The sequence below is a fragment of the Peribacillus sp. Aquil_B1 genome (assembly GCF_022603275.1).
GTDB lineage: Bacteria > Bacillota > Bacilli > Bacillales > DSM-1321 > Peribacillus.
Genome location: NZ_JAKXEE010000004.1, coordinates 223,604 through 248,902, shown reverse-complemented (window position 1 = coordinate 248,902; position 25,299 = coordinate 223,604). Strand labels below are relative to the sequence as shown.

The window sequence follows — 25,299 nt, the reverse complement described above, 5'->3', positions numbered from 1 at the left end:
GGGCGTAAGAATTGGCAAAACAAGAATTAAAAAGAGATTTAAAAAATAGACATGTACAACTGATCGCAATAGGAGGAACCATTGGCACCGGATTATTTTTAGGTTCCGGAAAAGCCATACAATTGGCAGGACCTTCTATATTATTTTCCTATCTGATAATAGGGATTGCCTTGTTTTTTGTAATGAGGGCACTAGGGGAATTGCTCTTATCCAATGCAGGGTATACATCTTTCACTGAATTTGCAACCGAATATGTCGGTCCATGGGCCGGCTTCGTGACAGGGTGGACATATTGGTTCTGTTGGATCATGACCGCAATGGCCGATATCATAGCTGTCGGCGTCTATATGCAATATTGGTTCGATATCCCTCAATGGATTCCGGCTCTAATATGCCTAGTCATTCTATTAGGATTGAACCTATTGACCGTTAAGTTATTTGGTGAATTGGAATTCTGGTTTGCCATCATTAAAGTAATCACGATCATCGCCTTGATCATCGTGGGAATCGTCCTTTTGATCATCGGCTTCAATACCAATACCGGAACGGTTTCCGTAACGAACCTATGGAATCATGGGGGTATGTTCCCCAATGGCATTTCCGGATTCCTATTATCTTTACAGCTGGTCGTCTTCTCATTTGTCGGTGTCGAATTGGTCGGGGTTTCCGCAGCAGAAACGGCAAACCCGAGAAAGAACATTCCATCTGCCATCAATAAAATCCCTGTCCGGATTTTACTTTTCTATGTTGGTGCACTATTCGTCATTCTCTGCGTCAACCCATGGACACAACTGGATGCCACGAGCAGCCCATTTGTAGAGGTCTTTGCTTTAATCGGCATTCCTGTCGCTGCAGGGATCATCAACTTCGTCGTTTTGACATCCGCTGCTTCTGCATGCAACAGCGGTTTATTTTCAACGAGCCGAATACTTTATACGTTAAGCAGGAATGGCGAAGCCCCTGCTAAACTGGAAAAATTAAATAAACAGGCCGTTCCGAGCAATGCCTTATTAACATCCACAATCGTTGTATCAATAGGGGCATTATTAAGCAAGCTGATACCGGAACAGGCGTTTACCGTCGTGACGACCATCAGTGCCATCTGTTTCATATGGGTATGGAGCATTATCTTGATTTCCCATATCAAATATTCGAAAACAAGGCCTGACCTAAGAGCAAAATCGACTTTCAAGGCTCCTTTTACACCCTTTGTCAATTACGCCATTTTAGGATTATTCCTGTTCATCCTTATTGTCATGCTATTCGCTGAAGCTACACGACTATCACTGCTCTTGACCCCGATCTGGTTCCTACTCTTGGTGATACTATATAATACTCGGAAAAAATATAGCTAAAGGAAATAAAGCCTTGAACTCACTATGAATTCATGGCTTTATCTGTCTTATGAACATATCAAGGGTTCGGCTGTCGGCGCACTGTTGCACAAATATATCAGGCAACTGCATTAAATTTTATATCAAAATAGTGTAAGCTAATATATATTATCGGACCTTTTCCGTCATGTATGAATTTTTCATCCCGGTTTGGTTCACCCATCCATCAGTGGCATTGAAGAATAAACCCCATTGATGGGCGTTTCACTTTATTAAAACGGAGGGGTTTTTTATGAAGATCATATATATTCTTACTCTAGTTCCTTTTATAGGCATACTAGGATTTCTGCCTTTTGTTAATAAAATAGAACCATATGTATTAGGGATGCCTTTCAATATGTTCTGGATGGCTATGTGGGTGGTCCTTACCTCTGCCATACTGGGCATCATGTATAAGCTGGATCCCAGGAATCGGGAAGGTGACCAGGAATGAATATCGCTCTCTTAATCATTTTAGCATTTTTACTTCTATCGATATTTTTAGGCCTACGCTCTTCAAAAGGAAAAGATATGGACTTGGAACAATGGACGGTTGGCGGACGCGGTTTTGGTGCGATATTCGTCTTTCTGCTGATGGCCGGGGAAATCTATACGACCTTCTCCTTCCTTGGCGGCAGCGGCTGGGCTTATGGCAAGGGCGCACCCGCTCTATATGTTCTAATTTACATTACTTTGTCTTACGTATTATCCTATTGGCTCCTACCGGAAATATGGAGATATGCCAAAGAAAATAAACTGATGTCTCAATCCGATTTCTTTGTAAGCAAATATAAGAGTCCCGGTTTAGGAATTTTGGCTGCGCTTGTCGGTGTGGTGTCGATGATTCCTGTGATCGTCGTGCAGCTGAAAGGATTGGGGATCATTGTCTCAGAAGCATCTTATGGTGCCATCTCTATGTCTGAGGCAGTTTGGATGGGGGCGATCAGCCTTACCATTTATGTGATGATCTCCGGTATACACGGTTCAGTTTGGACAGCGGTCATTAAAGATATCATGATGGTCGCCATAATAGGATTTTTGGGGATTTATCTGCCGATTCATTACTTTGGCGGATTTCAGCCGATGTTTGAAGCGATTGATGCGGCCAAGCCTGGTTTTCTAAAGTTCCCAGATCAGGGACTTAGCGTATCATGGTTCATCTCCACGGTAATATTGCTCGTATTCGGTTTCTATATGTGGCCCCAGGTTTTCAGCGCAGTCTATTCAGCACGCAGCGGCAAGGTATTTCGAAAAAATGCCATCATCAGCCCTTTATATACTCTCATGCTGTTATTCGTCTTTTTCGTTGGGTTTACAGCTATATTGAAAGTGCCCGGACTCGTTGGGGCAGATGCAGACCTGTCATTGCTTCGCCTTTCGATCGAGACCTTTGATCCATGGTTTATAGGCATAATCGGCGGAGCTGGATTGCTGACTGCCTTGGTGCCGGGATCCATGCTTTTGATGAGCGTCGCCACACTGCTCGCAAAAAACGTCTATAAGGAATTTGCACCTGCAGTATCAGATCGCCATGTTGTACGATTGGCAAAGTTTCTTGTTCCAGTCATTGCCCTTATAGCCGTCTACTTCACCTTAAACGGCGGCGAAACGATGTCCGCATTAATTCTAATGGGATATAGCCTCATCACACAGCTTTTCCCATCCCTTCTCTTTAGTCTGAGAAGGAATAATCCGATCAATAAATTTGGCGCAATCGCCGGCATCATTACAGGATTGGCCATCGTAATCTGCATTACACTCAGTCATTCGACAATAGGGACCTTGTTTCCATCCTTGCCGCAAGCAGCGAAAGATTTGAATGTGGGAATCATCGCATTGGCAGTCAATTTCATTGTGATGATCACGGTAAGTCTTGCTTTCAGAAAGCACACGGTTCTGTTGGAACCTAAATCCGTTAACGATATATGAAGCTAATTTGAAACCGGTTATTTTGGATAATAAAGAAGGCTCAGTCAAAAGACTGAGCCTTCTTTATTATCGACACCCAAAGCATCTCAAGATTGATTATAGGAATCTCATTTCAGGCTATTGATCTTTTTTGTTTATAATCAAATCCCCTATTTTAACTAATAAATACAACGAAAAAATAATCATCAAGTTTCTGGATACTACGAGGCCATCAATACCTAAATCATATCCTCTAGGTATTAATAATTTAGGGTTAAAGCAAAAAGTAATCGATATTACGAAAGCTATTAAAATCAGGATAAAACCGAACTGAGATCTATTTGACATTAGCATTCCGCCTTACATTATGTATTTTTTATTATCATTGATGAAAATTCAAAATAAATAGCCACCCTAATAAAGAATGACTATATATCATGAATTATGAGCTTTCGCAGTTGGCAAATAAAATGCATCGTAATGCTTCCGAGCCAAATACTCTAATTTTACGCTTTTACTCGTGAGTTTGGTACAAATACTCGTGAATTTCACGCTTTTACTCGTGAGTTTCGTGCAAATACTCGTGAATTTCACGCTTTTACTGTGAGTTTGGCGCATATACTCGTGAATTTCACGCTTTTACTCGTGAGTTTCACACTTTTACTCGTAAGTTTGGCGCATATACTCGTGAGTTTCACGCTTTTACTCGTGAGTTTGGTGCATATACTCGTGAATTTCACGCTTTTACTCGTGAGTTGGCGCATATACTCGTGAATTTCACGCTTTTACTGTGAGTTTGGCGCAAATACTCGTGAATTTCACGCTTTTACTCGTGAGTTTCACACTTTTACTCGTAAGTTTGGCGCATATACTCGTGAGTTTCATGCGCGTTAAGACTCATTTTTCTTTAACCCCATACCTTCAGTAATCCACTAAAGCCTTCCTGCCATCATTCAATGCTTTGACCATTACCTTGTATTCCTGCATCTCTTGTTCCAGTTTTTGTTTTCTATTTACAATCATTCTCGTAACCTCTTTTGGGGAGGGCCCGCCTTGAATGCTTCTAATCTCCACAAAATATTCGGGAGAGATTATTTTTTTCCATTCATCTTCTGCTATGTTCACTGAAACGAATTCATTGATGATCTTGTTGATTTCTTGTGTGTCCCAATCATATAGCTCCTTCCCTTCACTAATCGACCGTTTTGCAATATGACTGGCTATGGAGTGGGCCTTTCTAAAAGATATGTCGTAATCTCTTGATAGGGTATCCGCTAATTCAGTAACCGTTATACTGGATTTTGCGGCCATTTTCTTTGTGTGGTCTTCATTTACTTTCAAAGTCGACATGACGGCATACATTAGTTTCATGACACGTCCTGCATTCGAAAAAGCCCGATATAAATGAGGCTGTAAATCATCTTCGGTGTCGACGATATCACCAAATGGTGTATTATGGATCATATTCATTGCAGCGAGTGCATCACCATACGCACTGCTTGCAATCGAACGGGAATGTTCAATGGAAACTGGATTTCTTTTTTGCGGCATGATGCTGCTCACTTGAACATAAGGATCCGCCACATGAAAGGTTCCAAACTCCCTTGTCACATGCTGCAGGAAATCTTGAATCCATCTCCCTGCATTGACCATGCACGTCATGATGGCCGTTGCGGTTTCCAATAAATAATCCGCCCCGCCTATCGAGTCATAGGAATTCTCGATTACCGAATCAAACCCAAGCAGTTCGGCCGTACGGTTCCGGCTGATTGGAAAACCGGTGGTCGTTAACGCGGCAGCGCCCAAAGGCGATTGGTTAACCGTTTCATAGGCGGCCCATAACCGGCCAATATCTCTTTGAAGCACATCATAAATGGCTAAAAAGTAATGTCCTATCGTAGTCGGCTGAGCCGGCTGGGTATGCGTGTAACCAGTTATATAGGTTTCTGTATGTTTTTCAGCCTGCACCAGGAAAGCCTCACTCAAATGGTTTGCATAGCCAATCAATTGGAGCAGATGGCCTCTCAAAACAAGCCGGTACATCGCGACTCCCATATCATTACGACTGCGGCCGATATGAATCTTTCCTGCAAGTTCTTGACCGATTTCCTCACCGATCTTTGCCTCCATCATGAAAAATAAGTCTTCGAATTGGGGCTGATAGGTCAACTGCTTGAGATCTGTTTGGGCCACTTTCCGAATCCCATCAAGCATGGTTTTTGCCTCTTCTGCTTTAATGATCTTTTGTTCCGAAAGCATGATGACATGCGCCCGATGAATATCGAACATTGCATGAAATAAGTAATCTCTTTGATCATTAAAAACAGGCATCAGAAGCTCTGTAGCATATGTTTTTCCGGGAAAGACACTACCTTCATTTTTGATAAATTCTTCAAGCCTGCTCATCTTTGAACCTCCGATTTATAAAGCTTTTTCCGCCTTGATTCCAAAAAACTTGTTTGAAATAAAGAGAACGATGACAATCAGCGTGATTTGAATCATCCCATAGGCAGCTGCCTGCCCCATATTGAACATCCGAAGCTGATTCATGATTTCAATGGATATGGGCCTGTTTGAAATTGTGTACAACAGGACCGAGGTCGGGAATTCCCCCACAGATTCGATAAATGCCAATAATGTCCCTGATAAAACGCCAGGCATAATAATCGGGAATATGACCTTTCTGAAGGTATAAAACCACTTTGCCCCCAAGTTTCTGGCTGCTTCTTCAATCGAATCATCGAGCTGCTCCAGAACGGCGTTGGTCGAGCGGACAACGAGTGGAATATGCCTGATGAAATAGGCAAGAGGCAAAATCCAAAATGTTCCTACCAATATTTGACCAAAGGAAAAAACGCTAGGTTCATTGAAGGCGAATATCAAGTTCATCCCTATGACTGTTGCAGGCAACGCCCAAGGAATCATGACTAGAATATCGACAAAGCTTTTCCCGACAAATTTCCGTTTGACAAGCACATAGGACGCTATGACCCCAAACACCAGATTTGCCAACGTAGCAATAACCGCCATCAGTAAACTATTTCGTAACGGTTTGAAGATATTAGGGTCTTCAAACAAAAGCCGGTAATTTTCAATATTAAATACTGTTGGATATGTTTGAAATGTCCAGGTTCCATCCGGCACTAGTGAAAGCAATAGAATCGTAAAGTGCGGCAAAAGCAGAATAATTACGCCGATGATCCCCGTTAAGACCAACACCCATTTCATAAACGGGTTCTTTACTTCACTCCTGTGTGCGCCAATTCCTTTCGAAGCCATGCGATAATCCTTCCTATTCTGATACCAACGCATGAATAATAGAAATGAAATCGAAACGATGGATAAAATGACGGATTGAGTAGCGGCAATTTCCATATCACCATTGATTTTTGAAAAATAAATTTGCAGGCTCAACACCCTGTATCCGCCAGCTAATAAAAACGGGGCACTGAAAGAAGCCATCGATATCATGAAAACAAGTAGAGAAGCGGCAACGATGGCAGGTGTCAATAATGGAAATGTAACCTTCCAAAAAACCTTGATTTTATTTGCGCCTAAGTTATAAGCCGCTTCTTCAAGGGACGGATCTATTTTATTGATTGCAGCGGATACAGTCATATAAAAATAAACATACATCGTATAGGCATGCACGATAAGGATTCCCGATACCCCGCCAATCTTGAATGGAACTTTATCGAGACCAAACAGGTCCTTGATGGCATTTGGAATCAAACCCGATTCTCCATATAAAAACATAAAGGCCATCACCCCTACCAATGATGGAAGGACAATCGGCAAAATCGCTGCTGATGAAAAGAAGCTTCTGCCGGGAAAATCATAACGGTTAAAAATAAATGCGAGCGGAATGCCAATCAAGGCACTGACCAATACACTCAATAAGGATATATAAACGGAATTCCATAGCGCCTCTAGGTTCGTTTTCGATTCCTGCACGAAGAAGTCCTGATAATTTCCAAGGGATATCGTTCCGTCTTTTTGCAGACTTTCGATAAAGGTCCTCAACGATGGGTATAGAACATAAGCTATGAGCACCAATGCCACTGGTATAAGGAGCCAAAGCGTCAATCTCGTATCACGATTTTTAATCATGGCGCATCACCGCTTATGACAGGGATAAGACGCAGCTGTTTCTCAGGAAGCTGGACATACACTTCCTTTCCTTGATAAAAGTATCCAAAATCATGAGTGTTGAATACGTCGACCCTTAGTAACACGCCTTGAACATCCACGATGACATTCACAACAGATCCAAAGAATTGGACGGAATTTATTTGACCTTTAAAAATATTCTTTCCTTCCTCGGCTACATCCAGAATTCTGATTGCTTCAGGACGAATCGAAACAGCAAGGTCATCATCAGTCTGTAAGATTGAAATGCCTTCTCCAGCTTGATTTTCTACATTCAATTTAATCGGTTGTTCACTATTTTTAAGGGCAGCCACTATATTCTCTTGTTGAACGTTTTCGACTTGAACGGGCAATAGATTAATCTCGCCTATAAAACTTGCCACAAAATCATTGGCCGGCCGATTATAAATTTCTGCCGGTGTCCCGACCTGGTGACATACACCATAATTGAACACAGCGATCCGATCACTCATGGATAATGCCTCTGCCTGATCATGCGTGACATAAATGGTGGTAATTCTATAATCACGCTGCAGCCTTAAGATTTCCACTCTCATTTCATCACGAAGCTTGGCATCCAGATTACTTAATGGTTCATCCAGCAGTAATATCTCCGGTTCAATGACCAGTGCTCTCGCAAGGGCCACCCGCTGCTGCTGCCCTCCGCTTAACTGGCTCACTTGACGATCCGAGTAGCTTTCCAGCCTGACCTTTTGGAGGGCATCCAGCACTCTCCTCTTTAAGTCAGCCGAAGAAACTTTTCTTACACGCAAGCCAAACGCTACATTTTCAAAAACAGTCATGTGGGGAAAGAGGGCATAGTTTTGAAAAACCATGCCTGTATTTCTTTTCTCCGGAGGTACACGCGTCATATCTTTGTCGCCAAATCGGACGACACCTTTTGTCGGATAATAAAAACCGGCAATCATCCGAAGCGTTGTCGTTTTACCGCAGCCGCTTGGACCAAGAAAGGTAAAAAACTCCCCTTCTTTTATTTCCAGATTTAAATGGTCGACAGCTATCGTTTTCCCGAAGGCTTTTTGGACATTTTCTATTTTTATGGACGCCATCCCAACGACACTTCCTTATTCTTTAATTTCTTTATCTCCACTTTTAATATTTTCGTCCCAGTATTTCATCCACTCGTCACCTTTTTCCTCGAAAGCATTCCAATCAATATCCATCGCTTTAATTTCCGTTTCCGTGATCCATTCAGGTAAATCCTTCACATCATTTCTGGTCGGAATCCTGTAAAATTCTTCTGCCAAAGTTTTTGCGGCTTCCGGTGAATTCACGAACTCATAAAAGGCTTCAGCCGCTTTTGGATGCTTGGCTCCTTCAACGATGGCGATACCTTCTGTCAATACAGGTGTTCCGCTTTCCGGAATGACGAACTCAAACGGATAATTTTTATTTTCCTTCAGCATGACAACATCCGGCATTGCCCAAACGGAAAGTGAGCCCTCTCCTTTGGCTACCTTGTTATACATCATTTCCGGATTTGCTGAATATTCCTTTGTGTTTTGGTCGAGCTTCTTTAACCAGTCATACCCTTCTTTTGGATCATTTGTATCCTTATACGTACGATAGATCATCGCAGAAAAAATTGTCCTCATCGTTCCGGAGGCTAACGGATAGCGGATGATGATTTCGTCTTTCCACTTCGGATCAAGCAGCTCATCCCAATCTTTCGGTACCTCGTCCTTTGATAGTTCTTTACTGTTATACATGATGACTTCCGGTGTCTGGCTCGTTCCCGTCCAATACCATTCCGGATCGTGGAATCCTTCATCAAGACTATCGGAATAGCTAGGCTTATAAGCAGCCAGCAGCCCATCACCCTTTGCTTGATTGAAGTTCGTGGAAGGTGCCCCCCACCAAACGTCTGCCTGTGGATTACTTTTCTCTGATCGAACGCGGTCAAGGATTTCCTGGGACCCCATATCAAGCCACTCAACATCGATGCCATACTCATCTTCGAACTGCTTTTCGAATTTTGATAAAATATCTTTGCCATGCGGTGAATAAACAACGATTTTATCCTCCAGATCACCCTTTTTTCCATTGGCACCGCCAGCATCCGAATTCGTTTTCGTATCTGTACCGTTACATCCCGAAATCAATAGTGCTGCCGATAAGGCCATTACTGAAACAAACGACTTTTTCCTATTTTTCACTAATACTCCCCCTCATCCCGAAAATTCAAAATGCCATCATGCTCCCTTAAGAATAAGGAAACCGCTCCTAGTACTCCTGCGTTTTCTCCAAGTTGTGAAGTTTTCATTTCTACTAAACTTGGAAGATATCGATCAACGATCTCCCGAATTCTAGGTAAAATGTATTCAGATGACTTTAATACACCACCTCCTAAAATGATCACTTCTGGATTTAGCAAACTAGCTGCATTGACAATTCCGCACGCTAAATGTTCGATGGCTTCATTTATGACAGCCATAGCAGTCGTGTCTCCTTTTTTTGCTAACAAAAAGGCATCCTCCCCCGATAATTCGGAAGATTTGGCCCGTTCGAATAAAAGATGATGAGGATCCTTGAGGACCTCCCTTGTAAAATGACCGCCAATCGACTTTCCACCTGCAACACTTTCCAAATAGCCGTATCTATGGAAAATCGGCTTGAATTCACGCTTCATATCCTCTTTGTCCGTTACCATATATCCCATTTCCCCAGCTGCACTGGAGGCCCCTCTGTATAACTGGTTATTCAAGATAATGCCGCTTCCAATCCCCGTGCCAACCGCAATGAACAGCAAATTCCGCTTATTTTGGGCATTACCCAGCCACTGTTCACCTAATGCAGCCGCGTTTACATCATTGTCCAGAAAAATGGGGAAATCAAAATACCGCTTCGCTTCGGCTATAAACGGATATTGTACCCAGCCCAAACTCGGTGCCTCTATTACTAATCCGCTTGCCGTTTGCGTTATACCAGGAATCCCGACTCCCATCCCCAATATCCTGCCTTTCGCAATTTGGTTCTTTGCAATTAACCGTTCCGTTTCTAGCGCCATTTGTTTAAGAAGCCCTGAATGTAAATAAGTGTTTGTTGAAAAACTAGTGTCGGCGATAATGTTGCCGCTTAAATCACTTAAAATGATTTTCACTTTCGTCCCGCCTATATCGACCCCAATGATATAGGCTGCCTTTTCATTAAAAAAGAGCTGGATGGGCCTCCTCCCGCCTTGAGAGGAGGATTCTCCTATTCCTTTCTCAATTACCCATTTCTCCTGTATAAGTTCATCCACAGCCAGAGAAACAGTTGGTTTACTTAGCTGAAGCTTAACGGCGATTTCAGATCTTGAAATGGGCGAACATTCCTGGATGCATTGAATGATTCTTTTTTTATTGACATATTTTTGATGACTGGGTGGTCTTTTAAAACTCATCACATCACGGCCTTACCTCATTTAGTTAGTAAATCTTCCTAATTAAGTAAAAATATAACTTAAAAAATTTCAACAGACAAGTTATTTTTCCGAACATTTAAAATGTTCAACTTTTAATAGTTACTTCGAATCATTTACATTTATAACCATTAATGCTATTTATTAGATAAGTTTTTTCGTGTGGTTAGTTAGAAAATATTACTAACCTACATTTTTTTAAGTGTCTTATAAAGTTGAAGGGGGTTAAAGGAATAATGAAAAAAGCTCTGTTATCGTTGCTTTCCCTTTTGTTGGTTCTTGCATTATTGCCGCTTGGAGGTAGCGCTGCAAATCCTGAGGAAGCCAAAGTTGAGTTATGGAATGCGGTCAAGCCGCTCGAGACGACCGTGACATTCTTGAATAGCGGTGCCCATCCAGATGATGAACGCAGTGACTTTCTCGCTTATCTATCCAGAGGGTTAGGGGTGAAAACATCCAGCCTGATTGCAAACCGTGGTGAAGGCGGACAAAATGAAATTGGGGATGAACTGGACAATGCTCTTGGAATCATCCGTTCGAGGGAAATGATTGAAGCTGCAAAAATCACCGGGGTGAAGGCCTATCATCTAAGTGAAACTACCTCAGATCCCATTTATGATTTCGGCTTCTCTAAAACACCAGAGGAAACATTAGAAAAATGGGGCGAAGAACTCACCTATGAACGGCTTATCCGCTTTATTCGGACGTATCAGCCGGATATATTGATGCCATCCTTTCAGAATGATGATACCCAGCATGGACATCACCGAACGATGACAATCTTAAGTGAACGTGCCTTTAATGATGCGGCTGACCCAACTGTGTTTCCTCAACATTTGAAACAAGGGCTATCAGTATGGCAAGTGAAGAAGTTATATTTGCCCGTTTCCTCGGCAGATCAAGCAACCACTTCAATTGAAATCGGTAAATATGACCCAATATACAATATGACTTACCCACAGCTTGGAGAAAAATCCCGCTATCTGCATAAAAGCCAAGGCATGGGTTCTGATATCCCGGCAGCACCTCGTCAGATCCATCTGGATTTGAAGCAAAGCGCCGTTGATACAAAAAAACAGTCGGACCTTTTTGCAGGTGTACCTTACAATTTTACTGAATGGGCTGAAAAACTCCCCCGCTCCGCTTCAAAATTAAAAGGTGAATTTAAATACCTGCAACGGAATTTGGACACCGTTATTGAGGCTTATCCATATGAAAAACGAGTTTTTTCAACATCCCAAACAGCTCTCTCCAATGTTCGGTCAATTACTGCGCAAGTCAAAAGGGCAAAACTAAGCCCTGCCATTAAGAACGACTTGCTTCATAAGCTCTCATTAAAAGAAGAGCAATTGCAAAACGTCAGTTATGTCTCCTCAGGACTCGAAGTTCAAGCTAAAGCAGCTTCAACGATCCTCACGAAAGGTCAAAAAACGTACGTAACCGTAACCGTGAAGAATAACGGGAAACAAACCTTGAAAAAAGTCGCTGCTGCATTGAACGTGCCTAAAGGGTGGAAAACCAAAACAAAAGCTAAAGATGTCAATCTAGCACCAAATAAATCAGCGACAATGACCTATCTGGTTGAAGTTCCTGATGATGCTGCCTATTACCATGCCTATGATGAATCAACCATTACAACGAGCATTTCTTATAAATACGGCAGTACAAAAACGGCTATCAAGGAAGAATTGGATGGAACGATCGCTGTCCTTCCCGACGTTGGCCTTACCCTATCTCCTGAAGATATCGTCGTAAATACAGCAGATGTAAAAGAGGAAATCCCAGTGACGGTTACTTTGAAAAACTATACAGAAGGAAAAGCATCAGCTAAGATCGCTTTAAAAGTCCCTGAAAATTGGGGGGTCCATCCAAAAAATGCCACTGTATCATTTAAAGAAAAATCGGAAGAAAAACAAGTGAAGTTCACCCTCAGACCGCCGAAGGCAGTTCAAAATGGTGAATATCAGGTGAAAGCAGTTGCTACTGTCAATGGAAAAACCTTTGATTCGACCATTCAGGAAATTTCCTACGACCATATCGGAACATTCTATTACCAATACCCCGCAGCTATCAACACCGTTGCATTTGAACTTTTGAAGCCAGCTTCATTAAAAGTGGGGTACATTGAAAGCGGATTCGATAAAGTGGCAGATTACTTAAGCAATGCAGGGCTGAACATCACGAAGTTAACTGCAGCTGATTTAGCTGAAGGTGATTTAAGTCAATATGACACAATCGTTACAGGCATCCGTGCCTATCTATCAAGGGAAGATTTAAAGGCAAATAACGCGCACTTACTTGAATATGTGGAAAACGGCGGTCATCTCGTCGTTCAATACCATAAACCGGGTGATGGATGGGATGCCATGAAGACAGCTCCATATCCTCTTACCCTCGGGAATCCTTCCATTCGCTGGCGGGTAACCGATGAAAAAGCCACGGTAAACGTGTCGAAACCAGAATCAGCTCTTTTTAACTATCCAAATAAAATAACAAGCGAAGACTGGAGCAATTGGGTCCAAGAAAGAGGATTGTATTTTCCAATGGAATGGGATGAACGGTATGAAACATTCATTTCCATGGCTGATCCAAATGAAGAACCATTTGATGGTGGAATCCTCATGGCTAAATACGGTAATGGGACCTACCTCTACACCAACCTTGTGCTATACAGGCAAATTCAAGGACAGGTTCCAGGCGGATATCGAATCATGACGAACTTGCTTAGTTACGGTGCCAAGTAAATAAAGAAGAAACCTATGCATGTGTCGAATGCATAGGTTTCTTTTTTTGATGTTTGCCAATTGAGGCCATCACCTGACTGATTCCTGCTCTAAAAACCAAAAAAGTTGTGCACAAAGACGAGGGAAAGGCTCATGCGTTTGGGTTTCCCCTCATTTCCCGCATTCCTTTGTCCACACTTCATGCACAACTTCATTCATGATTTACCATGATCTCTTATAGGGCATCCCGTTAAAGTACTTTGCTCAAGAACGCTTTCGTTCTTTCGTGCTGAGGGTTACCGAATAATTCATTCGGCTCATTTTCTTCCACGATATACCCTCCATCCATGAATATCACCCGGTCCCCGACTTCCCGGGCAAAGCCCATTTCATGCGTAACAACGACCATTGTCATGCCTTCTTTTGCAAGTTGTTTCATTACCTCCAAAACATCGCCGACCATTTCAGGGTCAAGGGCCGAAGTCGGTTCATCAAATAGCATGATCTTCGGATTCATCGCCAATGCCCTTGCGATGGCGACCCGCTGTTTTTGTCCGCCGGAAAGTTCCCCTGGATAGCTATTTGCTTTTTCCTTTAGACCAACCTTATCCAATAACTCAAGCGCTAATCTTCCTGCTTCCGCTTTATCGGTGGCACGAATTTTAATAGGACCCAAGGTTATGTTCTCCAAAACGGTTTTATGTGGAAATAGATTGAAATGTTGAAAAACCATTCCAACTTCTTGCCGGACTTTGTTTATATTGATTTTCCTTTTAGGGTCGGTTATATCATGTCCGTTAATGACCACCTCACCGCCCGTGACTTCCTCAAGGAGATTTAGGCAACGCAGGAAGGTACTCTTTCCAGATCCAGAAGGGCCTATTACGCAAATTACTTCCTTTTCCTGCACTTCTGCATTGATATCTTTTAAAACCTCGACAGTTCCAAATGATTTTCTCAGGTTTTTTACAGTAATGATGCTCATCGAACTTGTACCCTCCTTTCTATGAAATTAGCAATTAGGGTCAACAAATAGATGATGATAAAGTAAATCACACCAACTGCCAGCCAAATCTTGAATGCTTCAAAGGTTGCCGAAGCTTGAATCTGACCTTGCTGGGTTAAATCGGCTATACCAATGACCGATAATAGAGAAGTGTCTTTCAAGCTGATGATCGATTGGTTCGTTATGGTAGGGAGCATCCTTCTGAAAGCTTGCGGAAGCACGACATATCTCATTGTTTGAGTTCCAGTGAACCCGATGGATCTAGCCGCTTCCGTTTGTCCTTTATCGATGGATTGTATCCCTGCCCTTATTATTTCAGCAAAATATGCCCCTGCATTGATTGCAACGGTAATTATACCAGCTGTTGTACTGTCCAAAGAAATCAAATTCAGTGAATTCACACCAAAATAGATAAAAAATAACTGAACGATGAACGGTGTCCCTCGTATCGCATCCACATAAACCTTTGCAATCCAGTTCAAGATTTTGATGGGGGCAAGTCGCAGCAACGCAACAAGTAAACCAATCAAAAAACCTAAGATAATGGCAATCACAAAGATATAAAGTGTCACCTGAAGTCCTTTTAATAAAATTGGCAATGCCGCAACAATGATATCCATTTCTTTCACCCCTTTGAAAAAGAAAGCGCGCCATAAGCGCGCTTATTGAGCTTTAATCTATTGTTTATTCACCAAGATACGTTTTTATAATTTCATCATACGTGCCGTCTTTTTTAAGATTAGCAAGACCATCATTTATTTTCTTCAATAAATCCTCGTTTTGCCCTTTCAATACAGCAATTCCATATTGGTCACCATTCAAACGGTCACCTACGATTTTCAACCCAAGATCTTTTTGGGCGATCGCATAGGAGATAACCGGGTAATCTTCTATAAGGGCATCGGCGTTACCGTTGGCCACTTCCTGGAACATCGCTGGACTATCATTGAATTGTACAACTTTAATTCCTAGTTTCGTAGCATTATCCTGTGCATATTTAGCACCTGTTGTTCCTTTTTTCACTGCTATGGTTTTTCCTTTAAGATCTTTAACAGTTTTGGTACTTGTATTCTCTTTTTTAACAACTATCGTTAATCCTGCATCAAAATACGGTGTTGAGAAATCCACTACCTTTTTTCTTTCCTCTGTAATGCTCATTCCCGCAATGGCCACATCAAGCTGATTGGCTTGCATAGCCGGGATGATTCCGCCGAAATCCATTGGAGACAATTTGATTTTAAAATCCTGGTCTTTTGCGATTGCATTGATCAATTCAATATCAATGCCTTTATATTCGTTCCCCTCTTTAAATTCAAAAGGAGGATAAGTCGTATCCACACCAACTTTGTATACCTTTTCAGGTTTCTTTTCCTCACCTGCATTTTTTTCTTCATTGGTTCCACAAGCCGAGATAAAGATAGTTAGAATCAAAAACATACTAAGTAAACCAAGTTTCTTCATTCAAATCACTCCAATTCTTAAATTTTACGTGATAATAAATAATTCTCCCTATAATATAGCATAAGAATAAAGTATTATAATATGAATTTTTAGAATAAACATTATTTTCTTCAAATAATGTTTATGGATGTTTTTCCTAATATTGTTTCAGTGATGGAAAATAGAAAAAGGATAAAGTTTACCAGGTCAGTTTTAAATCCCTAATAGGAGACAACCCTTTAAGATCATTGGAAGCTTGAGTATCGATGCAACAAATAAAAGGGACAATTTATGGTTCCTTTTAGGCCCTCCAATTTGTTCTTCAGAAGAAATATAAACAAGAGCCTCGATTATCAAACTGAAATCGAGGCCCTCTAATCAATAAATATAGATTCTAGACTAGGTCTAGTTCGTCCTCATCGGAAGAGAACGAAAACGTGGATGCTCAGCAAGGATAGAGCCTTTCATCTTTATAATGACAGGATGTTCTGACGAGAAAAACTGATCTTTAGAGTCGTAAAGCTCGATTAATTTTCCTTTTTCCAGTACACCCAAAGTATCAGAGATTGAATAGGCCGCTTTAATATCATGTGTAATAAAAAGATAAGATAAGCCGAAGTCTTTTTTCAGCTCACTTAATAATTCTAAAATTAGTGTTTGATTAACCATATCAAGACTGCTTACGGATTCGTCTAAGACGATTAGCAGTGGCTTAAGAGAGATTGCTCTAGCGATATTGATTCTTTGTAATTGTCCACCGCTAAATTGGTGTGGGTATTTTTTCAAATCCTTTTCACTTAGGCCCACTCTTTCCAATAACTCAATAACCGTTCTTTTTTGTTCGGCTACGGTTAGTTTTTCATAGTTTTCTAATGGCTCGCCTATAATACTCTCGGCTGTCATTCGTGGATTGACAGATGAATACGAATCCTGAAAGACGACTTGTAGATCTCGGCGTATCTTTTGTCGAGTAAGCTTATCAGCAGTATAGATATCATGCCCTTGAAACAGAACCTGTCCTTGCTGTGGACGTTCTAAGCCAAGAATCACTTTTCCTAATGTACTTTTTCCAGCTCCACTCGTGCCAAGTAGCCCTAAACATGTTCCTTCGTCAATAGAGAGGGAAATGTCAGTGAGTACTTTTTTAGAATGCTCTTTCCATTTAAAAAACGTATGAGAATTATAGCTATGAGTTACTGCCTTTACTTGTAATAAACTCATTTGTTCCCCCCCAATAGAATGCAGTCTATATATCACAACATATGGGTGATAGGTTCTTCATGATTAATGCTAAGGCGGGCATTTAGCAGTTTCTTTGTATACTCATGCTGCGGATTATCAAATAGTTCAAACACATTTGCTGTTTCTACAATTCTGCCATGTTGCATAACGACTACATCATCTGCCATTTCAGAAATGACTCCTAGATCATGAGAAATGAGTAAAATGGATGTTCCATATTCAGAACGAATTTTATCCAAGTGGCGAAGTACTTGTAATTGGTTATGAACGTCGAGTGCAGTTGTCGGCTCATCAGCAATAATAACGGTAGGATTTAAACATGCGGCCATCGCAATCATCACGCGTTGAAGCATCCCTCCACTCAATTGAAATGGGTAGCTTTTTAATAGTTTCGCGGAATCTGGCAGGTTTACATTTTGCATCGCATCGATGGCAAGCTCTTTTGCTTGTTTTTTATTCAATGAGGTATGAGACCTAATCGTTTCGATAAATTGATTGCCAATTGTAAAAACAGGCGTAAATGCATTCATCGGATTTTGCATAATAAAGGCAATATCCTTGCCGCGAATTTCACGTATTTCTTTATCGTCTAAACCATTCAATTCTCGTCCTTGGAGGGTAATGCTACCTTCAATGGTCGTTGTTCTCCGATCAAGAAGCTGTAGAATGGACATACTCGTAACGGTTTTACCACTCCCACTTTCCCCAACAAGACCCAATACCTTCCCTTTTTCCAGCTCCAAATTAATATCCTGAACGAGGGTGGAAGCACCATCTTTTGTTTGTACTTTTACGTGCAGATCGCTCACTTTTAATACATTCGACTGTTCTGTTCCCAATCTTCTCATTCCTTTTTATTAACGACGTTTGACTCCAAAACGTTCTGATAGCGCTTCGCCTAATAAATTGAAGGTGACGACAACGAGCATAATCATCAAACCTGGATATAGCATTAATTCTGGATTCGTCCGAATATACGATTTCCCTTCATGGATCATTGCTCCCCATTCTGGTGTAGGGGGTTGCACACCTAAACCTAGAAACGACATGGCCGATATATCCATGATGGCCCAACCCATTTCTAAGGTACCCATAACAGCGAGCGGGGGAAGAACATTTGGAACAATATGTTTCTTTATTATCTTCCATTGAGAAGAACCGCTTATTTTAGCTGCCGCTATATAGTTTTGTTCTTTCAGACTAAGTACCATTCCTCGGAAAATTCTCGCATAATACACCCATTGCACAAGCATCAATGCTAAAATGACCTGTTTAAGGCCAGGTCCCAATATACCAACAAGTCCAAGAATGAGCAAAAGATTAGGAAATGCCATAACACCATCACAAAGTCTCATTAGCACCTGATCCACCCATCCACCTTTATAACCAGCAATGGTTCCAACAATCAAACCGATGCCTAATGATGAAATAAAGATTAATGTGGCAAATCCTAACGAAATGCGAGCTCCATATAAGATGCGTGATAACGTACATCTTCCTAAATGATCAGTTCCTAATGGATACTCAAAGGAAGAGGGCTGTAGTTTATTAGCTAAATTGACAGCAATAGGATCATTAGGTGCAATCCAAGGTGCCAAGATTGTGATGATAAATAGGAAGCTCAATATTATCGAACAAAGGACAATCACTTTCTGACTTTTCATCATAATACGAAGACTTGTTATCATTGACGTTGCCCTCCTTTTCTGGAGATGCGTGGGTCGATACACATTTGGATTAGGTCAACAATCAAGTTGCTAAAAATGAATAGTCCAGCAGCTAAAAGCACATAGCATTGAATGACAGGAACATCCCGATTAAAAATGGCTTCAATGAAATAACGACCAAATCCTGGCCAGGAAAAGACCGCTTCGACGATAATGGTTCCAGTCAGAAGCTTTCCTAAATTCATTCCTAGTCCAGTAATCATAGGAGATATGGCTATTCTCAATACATGTTTTCCCATAATGACTTTTTCATCAATCCCTCTTGTACGAGCAAAAAGGACATAAGGTTCCTGTAAATTTTCAAGAACGCTAGCACGTAACAGTCGAGTATACAAAGCTATTAATGGCAAAGCTAAAGTAACGGAAGGGAGAACCAGATGCTGCCAAGTCCCGATTCCTTCGACAGGGAATAGATCGAGTTTAACAGAAAAGAAAAAAATCAATAAATAACCAAGCCAAAAAGAGGGGATGGATGCCCCGAAAAAAGAGAGAAGGCGACTAAAATGGTCAATACCACTGTTTTTCTTTATGCCTGCCAAAAATCCAAGAGGGACACTGACCAGGATAGCTAAAATGATGCTACCTAAAGCTAACTGAATGGTCGCTGGCATTCGATATGTAACCTCGTCCCAAACAGGTTTATTCGAAAGATAAGATATGCCAAAATCAAATTGGCATATCTTAATAATAGAGTTTACATATTGAACATGGAGAGGTTGATCTAAGCCAAACTCATGTCTTTTCTGAGCCAATATTTCATCTGTAGATTGGATATGTGCTGCAGATAAATATGCCTCAGCTGGGTCCACGGGTGAAAGGTGAATCATTCCAAACGTTAGAAGAGTGGCCAAAAGAAAGATGGGAATAATGGCCATAATTCTTTTCAAGATATAAGTGCCCATGAAAACCCTCCTGTAACTTACTTCTCGATGCTAATTCCTGTGAATGGATGTTCATCCCGGTTAGCAGGGAATGTAAAATTAGATACATCTTTTTGGTAAACAGCTATTTTCTTAATATAAGAAATAGGCACAATCGCTCCTTGGTCTTGCAGTGATTCCAAAATAGTTGAGTAAAGTTCTTGACGTTCTTTTTCATCTGTTGTTCTAGGAACATCTGCAATTTGTTTTAACAACTTATCTCTGTTCGGATAAGATGAAATGGCTTCGTTAAAACCAAATCCTTCTGAACCAACTATGTTTACGAAAGTATGTGGATCATATGGTGCGCCATAGTTACTAAAGAAATTCAATTCAAAATCATTCGCTTTAAATCTTTCAATTTGTACCGTAAGCTCAACTCCAACGATATTTAATTTAACACCTAGTGCAGCCCACTCAGATTGTAATGTTTCGGCCATTGCTTTTTGAATTGATTCTGCAGAGTCGTACATTAACTCGATTTCAAGTGGTTTTCCGCCTTTCTCACGAACGTTTTTGCCTTTTGGAAGCTTCCATCCTGCTTCATCTAATAAAGCTTTTGCTTTTTCAACATTATAATCAATCGCTGTTACATCAATGTCTGAAGTATAAGGGAAGTTTGTCGGTAAAATAAAATCTGCCTTCTCTTCCAACCCAGAAGTAACTCCGTCAACCATTGCTTTTTTATTAAATCCATATTGTAATGCTTGACGAACACGTAAATCTGAAAGTTGTTCTTTCTTCGTATTCATAACTAGTTGTCTTGTCGCAACCGGATCAGAAATACTAGTCTCATAGGTACCTGTTGTTTCTAATTGTTTGAAAGCATCTAGACTGATAACACCTTCACCATAAATAAGGTCTAGGTCACCTTTTTCAAAAGCAAGAACTCGAGTCTCAGCATCAGGAATGATCTTGACTTTGATTTTCTTTACTTTAGGGAGTTCACCCCAATAATTTTCATTGCGTTTGAAAATAGCATATTCATCTGGTTTATATTCTTCCAAAACCCATGGACCTGTACCGACTGGTTTTGTAACACCTTTTGAAGTGTCACCATCTTTAGGGAATCCAGCCTCACCCAAGAATCGGACTGGACGAACGACGGCTAACTCTTGAATAGTAGGATAATATGGTTCCTTTAATGTTAGTTTAAATGTATTTTGGTCAATTACTTCCGTTTGATCCACTTTCGGAATAAAGCCCAACCAACTATGTAAATCAACATTTTTCAATATAGCATCAAAGTTCTTCTTCACAATTTCAGCATTAAAGCTTGTACCGTCAGAAAATTTCACATCTTGACGGAGGTTGAACGTATATTCCTTCCCATCCTTGGAAATTTCCCAAGATTCAGCTAAATGCGGTTTCAGCTCGCCTCCATCTTGGTAGCTAACCAAAGGTTCATATATCATTGATGTAGCGAATAATTGAGAAGGATTATAGACATGCGGATTCATTTCACCTATATCCCTAGGCCAAGCCAAAGTAAGCATGTCTTTACTGTCTTTATTTGAAGTTGAATTTTCTTTTGATTCATTTGTACATCCAAGTAAAAGCGTTGATAAAATTAAAACGATTGCGGATATAAATAACACTTGTTTGCTGTATCTTCTTTTTGACATAACATTGGTGCCTCCAGTACCATATTGAGAATCATTTTCAATTCTAATGAGTAACTATATTATTGTCAATATAATGTCGAAATTCTCGAAAGATATAAAAATGTTATGTTAGAAACATATAAACTCAATATCCTTTTCTGTGATGATGCTACTCCAAATAAAATTTATACTACGTCCTACCATGCCTACTGTTATAAAAGATTCTATCAAAAAAGGTCAACCAGTACTTTTTACTGGTCGACCTTATAATACGAACGCACCCATTCGATTTGTGATCGAATTAAAATTCGTTTGTACTAAAGCAGCAATATTGCGATAGGTGCAGTAATGATTAACGTGATGAGCGTCCGTTCAAACCAGATTACAATCAACTTCGTAATGCTGATTGGGATTTCGGTTGATAGGATACAAGGGATCGTCGCTGAAAAGAACAATATGGATGATACAGAAACCACGGCAATAATGAACTTAGTTACAAGAGGTGCTTCAACTACGAGAAGCGCCGGCAGGAACATTTCTGCAATTCCTATAGCTGAAGCTTTTGCAGCCAAAAATGGTTCAGGTATTTGCAATGCCCAAGTAAATGGGTAAAAAAGATAGCCAAGTAAATTAAATACTGGAGTATACTCCGCTAATACAAGGCTAATGAGACCAACGGATAAAATGGACGGCAGAATGCTCATTGTCATAAGAAAACCGTCCTTTAAGTTATCCCATAAATTTCTGCCAAGACTTACGGAATTATTCGCTCCCACCATCGCACTGCTCCAGGCATTTTTGAGAAGTCCTTCTTTGATAACCTCTTCTGGATCGGCATTATCCGAATAATAATCGTCGCTCATTTTATTTAATGGCCAAATACGTACGGTAATGGCAGTGACAAGGTACGTGATCCCTAAAGAAACCCAAAAGAAAAGGGACCATATATCCATAAGCCCGAGAGTTTTTGCTACTACGATCATGAACGTTGCTGAAACGGTTGAAAAACCAGTTGCAATAATAGCGGCTTCTTTAAGCGTGTATTTTCCTTCTTTATAGAGTCGATTCGTAATAAGCATACCAATGGAGTAGCTTCCTGCTAAATCAGCGACCATATCAACTGCTGAACGCCCCGGCGTTTTAAATATCGGCCTCATGATTGGCTGCATCAGTACACCCAAAAATTCGAGAAGCCCGTATCCAATGAGAAGCGCCAAAAATAGAGCACCAAAAGGAACGACAAGCCCAACGGGTATGACAAGTTTTTCGAATAGGAAAGGCCCCATGCTTGGGGCCATTAACCATTCTGGCCCAATCTTGAAATATATTAAGATCGCAACAACAGCACCTATTACTTTTAAGAAAGAAAAAACGATTGATACCTTATCCTTGCTCCAAATTTTTGAAATAAATGGATAAATAGCTCCTAATAGAATGACAATAAGAGCATAAATAGGAACGGCTGACGGCAGGGTTACTTTGATCCAGGTTACTATATGATCAATCGGTATGCTTGAAACACCATTTATGGTAATAGGAATAAAAAACATAAAACTTCCTATTAAACTATATATTATGAACTTCAGTATATTAGTAGTTGATTGAATTTGCGGCTTCTCTTGTTTCGTATTTGTCGCCACATTTGGTGATCCCATAATTATTCCCCCCTATTATATAATTGCATGCTGGGTAAATTCTTGGCGTCATACCCATATCCGATTCTCTTTATCGCTTCTGTCTCACGATTTAGTGAGGCAACAGGGCCAGAATACAACATTCGATTACGATAGGGCTTTTAGTTCTCCGCTTGCCGCCATATCGTTTAAAAATATCCAAATTTGGCACGCCCCCCATAGCCTAACAAGACAAATATGGGAGGAAAGGTCTTGAAACTATTTATTCATGGGCCAATCCTGTTTCACAAATGCCCATTGCCCGTGATGCACGAGGATTCCCCAGATTTTTCACCCTCTTCCAGCTCTTATTGAGGATTCGAAGCAAAACACTCGCAGTTATGTGCCGCGTTCCAATCTTGCCTTACACCGCCATCTGGGTGCTCAGCTATATTCCGGTCGTTCATTAATATGGGGAGTACTGCCTTTTGTATGCAATCCTGTTACTTCATAAAGTAGTTATTCCATTCATTGTATCCGCTTTCATTGTACCTCCCCGTTATTTAACATTCATTGTATACTGAAAATTCTAATAATAATTTTATTTTTTGATGATAATTTTATAATTTATTTACAAAGATTCATTTAATATTGTCCATTTTATAATCTATATTAAAATTAGAGCTGAATTTAATAGCAAAATGCATGGTTCTGCTGCAAAAAACTAAAACTGGTTGTGTGGTCCATTAAGCTTTAATGGAAACCCTTTTTTTTTCATAAGAAAAAGAACTGAACGTTATTTTAAATAGTTCTCTTCTGCTTCTTGCACACTTCTTCGGTAAAAAATAGTTTTTTTACACTTACGTTTATTTAATTGTTTAATTGGGGAAATATAAATTTAATCGATGATGACTTGAAAACTAGGATGGGTATGATGAGAATTAAGGTAAAAAAAATAATATATTACCTGATTAAATTAAGAGGTAGAATCTTTATACCATTTGCCATTTTATACATATTAGTTGCTGCATATGTTGCTTTTTCTATTGAGCCACAGACGTTCGAATCATATTTAACCTCAGTTTACTGGGTTCTTACAACTCTTGCTACGGTTGGTTTTGGGGACTATGCACCGGTCACCGATCTTGGAAAAGCATTTACCATTGGACTTTACATCACGGGTATTGGGCTTGTTAGTCTTTTTATTGGAAAAACCATTAAATCTGTATATCTTATCGAAAAACGTAAAGTTGGTGGAAAAATGAAATATACAGGTAAAAATCATATCATTTTGATTGGTTGGAGTGATAAGTCAAAATCTGCAATCCAAGAAATTTTTAAATCTGATGAAACCATTGATATTGTAATCATTGATAACTTGGAAAAAGCTCCTATGATGGAGGAGCGTCTGTTTTATGTTCGCGGGGATGCCACCGATGAAGAAACATTACTCCGTGCAAATCTGCCTAAAGCAAAAGGAGTTATCATTTTTGCTGACCAAATAACACAAGATAATTATGCTACAAAGGATCCTTTACTTGTCGATGGAAAGACATTATTAGTTGCCACTGCCATAACGGCCATTGAAGAAAGGACGAATACGCCCATCCATGTCACAGCCGAGGTGATCAATCAAAAGCATATTCGTTTATTCGAGCGTGTAATGGTGGATGAGTTTATTCCTACGCAAGAAATGATCTCCCACGCTGCAGTACGATCATTATTTTCTCATGGAGTCACCCACATGTATTCAGAACTTATGAGCACAAAATATGAAGAAACTATGTATGAGATTCCTAAACAAGATGAATGGCTAACCTATCGTGATGCGTTTATAGATCTTCTTAACAAAGGAGCCACACTGGTAGCGGATCGTGGTGATCTTAACATAAACCAAAAATTAGATGCACGAATTCCTGATGATGCACAGCTTTTCGTTATTTGCAATAAAGAGACCATTTCCCAAATAAATTCAAAGATGCATTAGAAGCTCTTGTACAATTTGGACGTTGATTGGAACGAAGGGCACTCGCTTTCCGCGGGCGGTCCGGGAGCCTCCTCGGCTTGCGCCTGCTGGGTCTCCCCTAGACGCGCTTTCCCCGCAGGAGTCTCGAACATCCGCTCCAATCAACTTAGTCTTAACTTTTAGATAGAGCCCTTTCATCTACAAACT

General features: G+C 40.5%; 19 protein-coding genes. 5 read left to right on the top strand and 14 right to left on the bottom strand.

The genetic code is table 11. The features are described from left to right. Positions 1-11: 11 nt before the first annotated feature. From MPH60_RS22460 to MPH60_RS22450, 3 genes are all read left to right on the top strand, one after another. Positions 12-1,355 (top strand): amino acid permease, encoded by a 1,344-nt coding sequence (locus MPH60_RS22460; protein WP_241589975.1) that lies wholly within the window; start codon positions 12-14, stop codon positions 1,353-1,355. Between the two features lie 271 nt (positions 1,356-1,626). Continuing rightward, positions 1,627-1,827, top strand: coding sequence for a DUF3311 domain-containing protein (locus MPH60_RS22455; RefSeq protein WP_048685209.1), 201 nt, complete (start codon positions 1,627-1,629; stop codon positions 1,825-1,827). Beyond that, positions 1,824-3,302 carry a sodium:solute symporter family protein gene (locus MPH60_RS22450; protein ID WP_241589976.1) on the top strand — a complete coding sequence of 493 codons (1,479 nt, stop codon included), beginning with the start codon at positions 1,824-1,826 and terminating at the stop codon, positions 3,300-3,302. Before MPH60_RS22455 ends, MPH60_RS22450 begins: the two co-directional genes overlap by 4 nt. Positions 3,303-4,202: 900 nt before the next feature. Here MPH60_RS22450 and argH read toward each other — a convergent pair. From argH to MPH60_RS22425, 5 genes are read right to left on the bottom strand one after another with little or no spacing between them, the layout of a single operon-like run. Then, a complete protein-coding gene (gene argH, locus MPH60_RS22445) occupies positions 4,203-5,687 on the bottom strand; it encodes an argininosuccinate lyase (protein ID WP_241589977.1) in 1,485 nt (494 codons plus the stop codon). Positions 5,688-5,702: 15 nt separating this feature from the next. Then, on the bottom strand, positions 5,703-7,391 hold the full coding sequence (locus MPH60_RS22440) for an ABC transporter permease (protein WP_241589978.1): 1,689 nt from the start codon (positions 7,389-7,391) through the stop codon (positions 5,703-5,705). Beyond that, a complete protein-coding gene (locus tag MPH60_RS22435) occupies positions 7,388-8,500 on the bottom strand; it encodes an ABC transporter ATP-binding protein (protein ID WP_241589979.1) in 1,113 nt (370 codons plus the stop codon). Before MPH60_RS22435 ends, MPH60_RS22440 begins: the two co-directional genes overlap by 4 nt. A gap of 15 nt (positions 8,501-8,515) precedes the next feature. Then, positions 8,516-9,607 (bottom strand): extracellular solute-binding protein, encoded by a 1,092-nt coding sequence (locus tag MPH60_RS22430; protein WP_241589980.1) that lies wholly within the window; start codon positions 9,605-9,607, stop codon positions 8,516-8,518. Then, on the bottom strand, positions 9,607-10,833 hold the full coding sequence (locus MPH60_RS22425) for an ROK family transcriptional regulator (RefSeq protein ID WP_241589981.1): 1,227 nt from the start codon (positions 10,831-10,833) through the stop codon (positions 9,607-9,609). The genes MPH60_RS22430 and MPH60_RS22425 overlap by 1 nt, the downstream gene beginning before the upstream one ends. 254 nt (positions 10,834-11,087) lie before the next feature. On the opposite strand from MPH60_RS22425, the gene MPH60_RS22420 reads away from it, so the two are divergent. Next, entirely contained in the window at positions 11,088-13,595 is a 2,508-nt protein-coding gene (locus MPH60_RS22420) for an NEW3 domain-containing protein (RefSeq protein WP_241589982.1), read from the top strand. A 229-nt stretch (positions 13,596-13,824) separates the two neighbouring features. On the opposite strand, the gene MPH60_RS22415 is transcribed toward MPH60_RS22420, so the two are convergent. From MPH60_RS22415 to MPH60_RS22375, 9 genes are all read right to left on the bottom strand, one after another. Continuing rightward, positions 13,825-14,559: an amino acid ABC transporter ATP-binding protein gene (locus MPH60_RS22415; protein ID WP_048685183.1), complete on the bottom strand. Its 735-nt coding sequence runs from the start codon at positions 14,557-14,559 to the stop codon at positions 13,825-13,827. Continuing rightward, the gene (locus MPH60_RS22410; RefSeq protein WP_076370951.1) at positions 14,556-15,200 is read right to left on the bottom strand and encodes an amino acid ABC transporter permease; all 645 of its coding nucleotides are present in this window, start codon (positions 15,198-15,200) and stop codon (positions 14,556-14,558) included. Before MPH60_RS22410 ends, MPH60_RS22415 begins: the two co-directional genes overlap by 4 nt. A 64-nt stretch (positions 15,201-15,264) precedes the next feature. After that, positions 15,265-16,041 (bottom strand): transporter substrate-binding domain-containing protein, encoded by a 777-nt coding sequence (locus MPH60_RS22405; RefSeq protein ID WP_137017804.1) that lies wholly within the window; start codon positions 16,039-16,041, stop codon positions 15,265-15,267. Between the two features lie 384 nt (positions 16,042-16,425). Continuing rightward, positions 16,426-17,241 (bottom strand): nickel import ATP-binding protein NikE, encoded by an 816-nt coding sequence (nikE, locus tag MPH60_RS22400; protein ID WP_241589983.1) that lies wholly within the window; start codon positions 17,239-17,241, stop codon positions 16,426-16,428. A 32-nt stretch (positions 17,242-17,273) separates the two neighbouring features. Beyond that, entirely contained in the window at positions 17,274-18,101 is an 828-nt protein-coding gene (gene nikD / locus MPH60_RS22395; protein ID WP_241589984.1) for a nickel import ATP-binding protein NikD, read from the bottom strand. 18 nt (positions 18,102-18,119) lie between these two features. Next, a complete protein-coding gene (gene nikC / locus MPH60_RS22390) occupies positions 18,120-18,950 on the bottom strand; it encodes a nickel ABC transporter permease subunit NikC (RefSeq protein WP_063234728.1) in 831 nt (276 codons plus the stop codon). Further along, a complete protein-coding gene (nikB, locus tag MPH60_RS22385; protein WP_241589985.1) occupies positions 18,947-19,891 on the bottom strand; it encodes a nickel ABC transporter permease subunit NikB in 945 nt (314 codons plus the stop codon). The genes nikC and nikB overlap by 4 nt, the downstream gene beginning before the upstream one ends. A gap of 17 nt (positions 19,892-19,908) precedes the next feature. After that, the gene (gene nikA / locus MPH60_RS22380; RefSeq protein ID WP_241589986.1) at positions 19,909-21,534 is read right to left on the bottom strand and encodes a nickel ABC transporter substrate-binding protein; all 1,626 of its coding nucleotides are present in this window, start codon (positions 21,532-21,534) and stop codon (positions 19,909-19,911) included. Between the two features lie 296 nt (positions 21,535-21,830). Beyond that, on the bottom strand, positions 21,831-23,168 hold the full coding sequence (locus MPH60_RS22375) for a YjiH family protein (protein ID WP_241589987.1): 1,338 nt from the start codon (positions 23,166-23,168) through the stop codon (positions 21,831-21,833). Between the two features lie 892 nt (positions 23,169-24,060). Between MPH60_RS22375 and MPH60_RS22370 the strand changes: the two genes are divergently transcribed. Next, complete coding sequence (locus tag MPH60_RS22370; RefSeq protein ID WP_241589988.1) at positions 24,061-25,113, top strand: potassium channel family protein; 1,053 nt, start codon at positions 24,061-24,063, stop codon at positions 25,111-25,113. Positions 25,114-25,299: the final 186 nt, after the last annotated feature.

Coding starts and splice junctions, on each gene's coding strand:
- MPH60_RS22440 (WP_241589978.1), bottom strand. CDS start 7,391: ATGATTAAAAATCGTGATACGAGATTGACGCTTTGGCTCCTTATACCA.
- MPH60_RS22450 (WP_241589976.1), top strand. CDS start 1,824: ATGAATATCGCTCTCTTAATCATTTTAGCATTTTTACTTCTATCGATA.
- MPH60_RS22435 (WP_241589979.1), bottom strand. CDS start 8,500: ATGGCGTCCATAAAAATAGAAAATGTCCAAAAAGCCTTCGGGAAAACG.
- argH (WP_241589977.1), bottom strand. CDS start 5,687: ATGAGCAGGCTTGAAGAATTTATCAAAAATGAAGGTAGTGTCTTTCCC.
- MPH60_RS22420 (WP_241589982.1), top strand. CDS start 11,088: ATGAAAAAAGCTCTGTTATCGTTGCTTTCCCTTTTGTTGGTTCTTGCA.
- nikC (WP_063234728.1), bottom strand. CDS start 18,950: ATGATAACAAGTCTTCGTATTATGATGAAAAGTCAGAAAGTGATTGTC.
- nikB (WP_241589985.1), bottom strand. CDS start 19,891: ATGGGCACTTATATCTTGAAAAGAATTATGGCCATTATTCCCATCTTT.
- MPH60_RS22375 (WP_241589987.1), bottom strand. CDS start 23,168: ATGGGATCACCAAATGTGGCGACAAATACGAAACAAGAGAAGCCGCAA.
- MPH60_RS22415 (WP_048685183.1), bottom strand. CDS start 14,559: ATGAGCATCATTACTGTAAAAAACCTGAGAAAATCATTTGGAACTGTC.
- MPH60_RS22405 (WP_137017804.1), bottom strand. CDS start 16,041: ATGAAGAAACTTGGTTTACTTAGTATGTTTTTGATTCTAACTATCTTT.
- MPH60_RS22455 (WP_048685209.1), top strand. CDS start 1,627: ATGAAGATCATATATATTCTTACTCTAGTTCCTTTTATAGGCATACTA.
- MPH60_RS22410 (WP_076370951.1), bottom strand. CDS start 15,200: ATGGATATCATTGTTGCGGCATTGCCAATTTTATTAAAAGGACTTCAG.
- MPH60_RS22425 (WP_241589981.1), bottom strand. CDS start 10,833: ATGAGTTTTAAAAGACCACCCAGTCATCAAAAATATGTCAATAAAAAA.
- nikA (WP_241589986.1), bottom strand. CDS start 21,534: ATGTCAAAAAGAAGATACAGCAAACAAGTGTTATTTATATCCGCAATC.
- nikE (WP_241589983.1), bottom strand. CDS start 17,241: ATGAGTTTATTACAAGTAAAGGCAGTAACTCATAGCTATAATTCTCAT.
- MPH60_RS22370 (WP_241589988.1), top strand. CDS start 24,061: ATGAGAATTAAGGTAAAAAAAATAATATATTACCTGATTAAATTAAGA.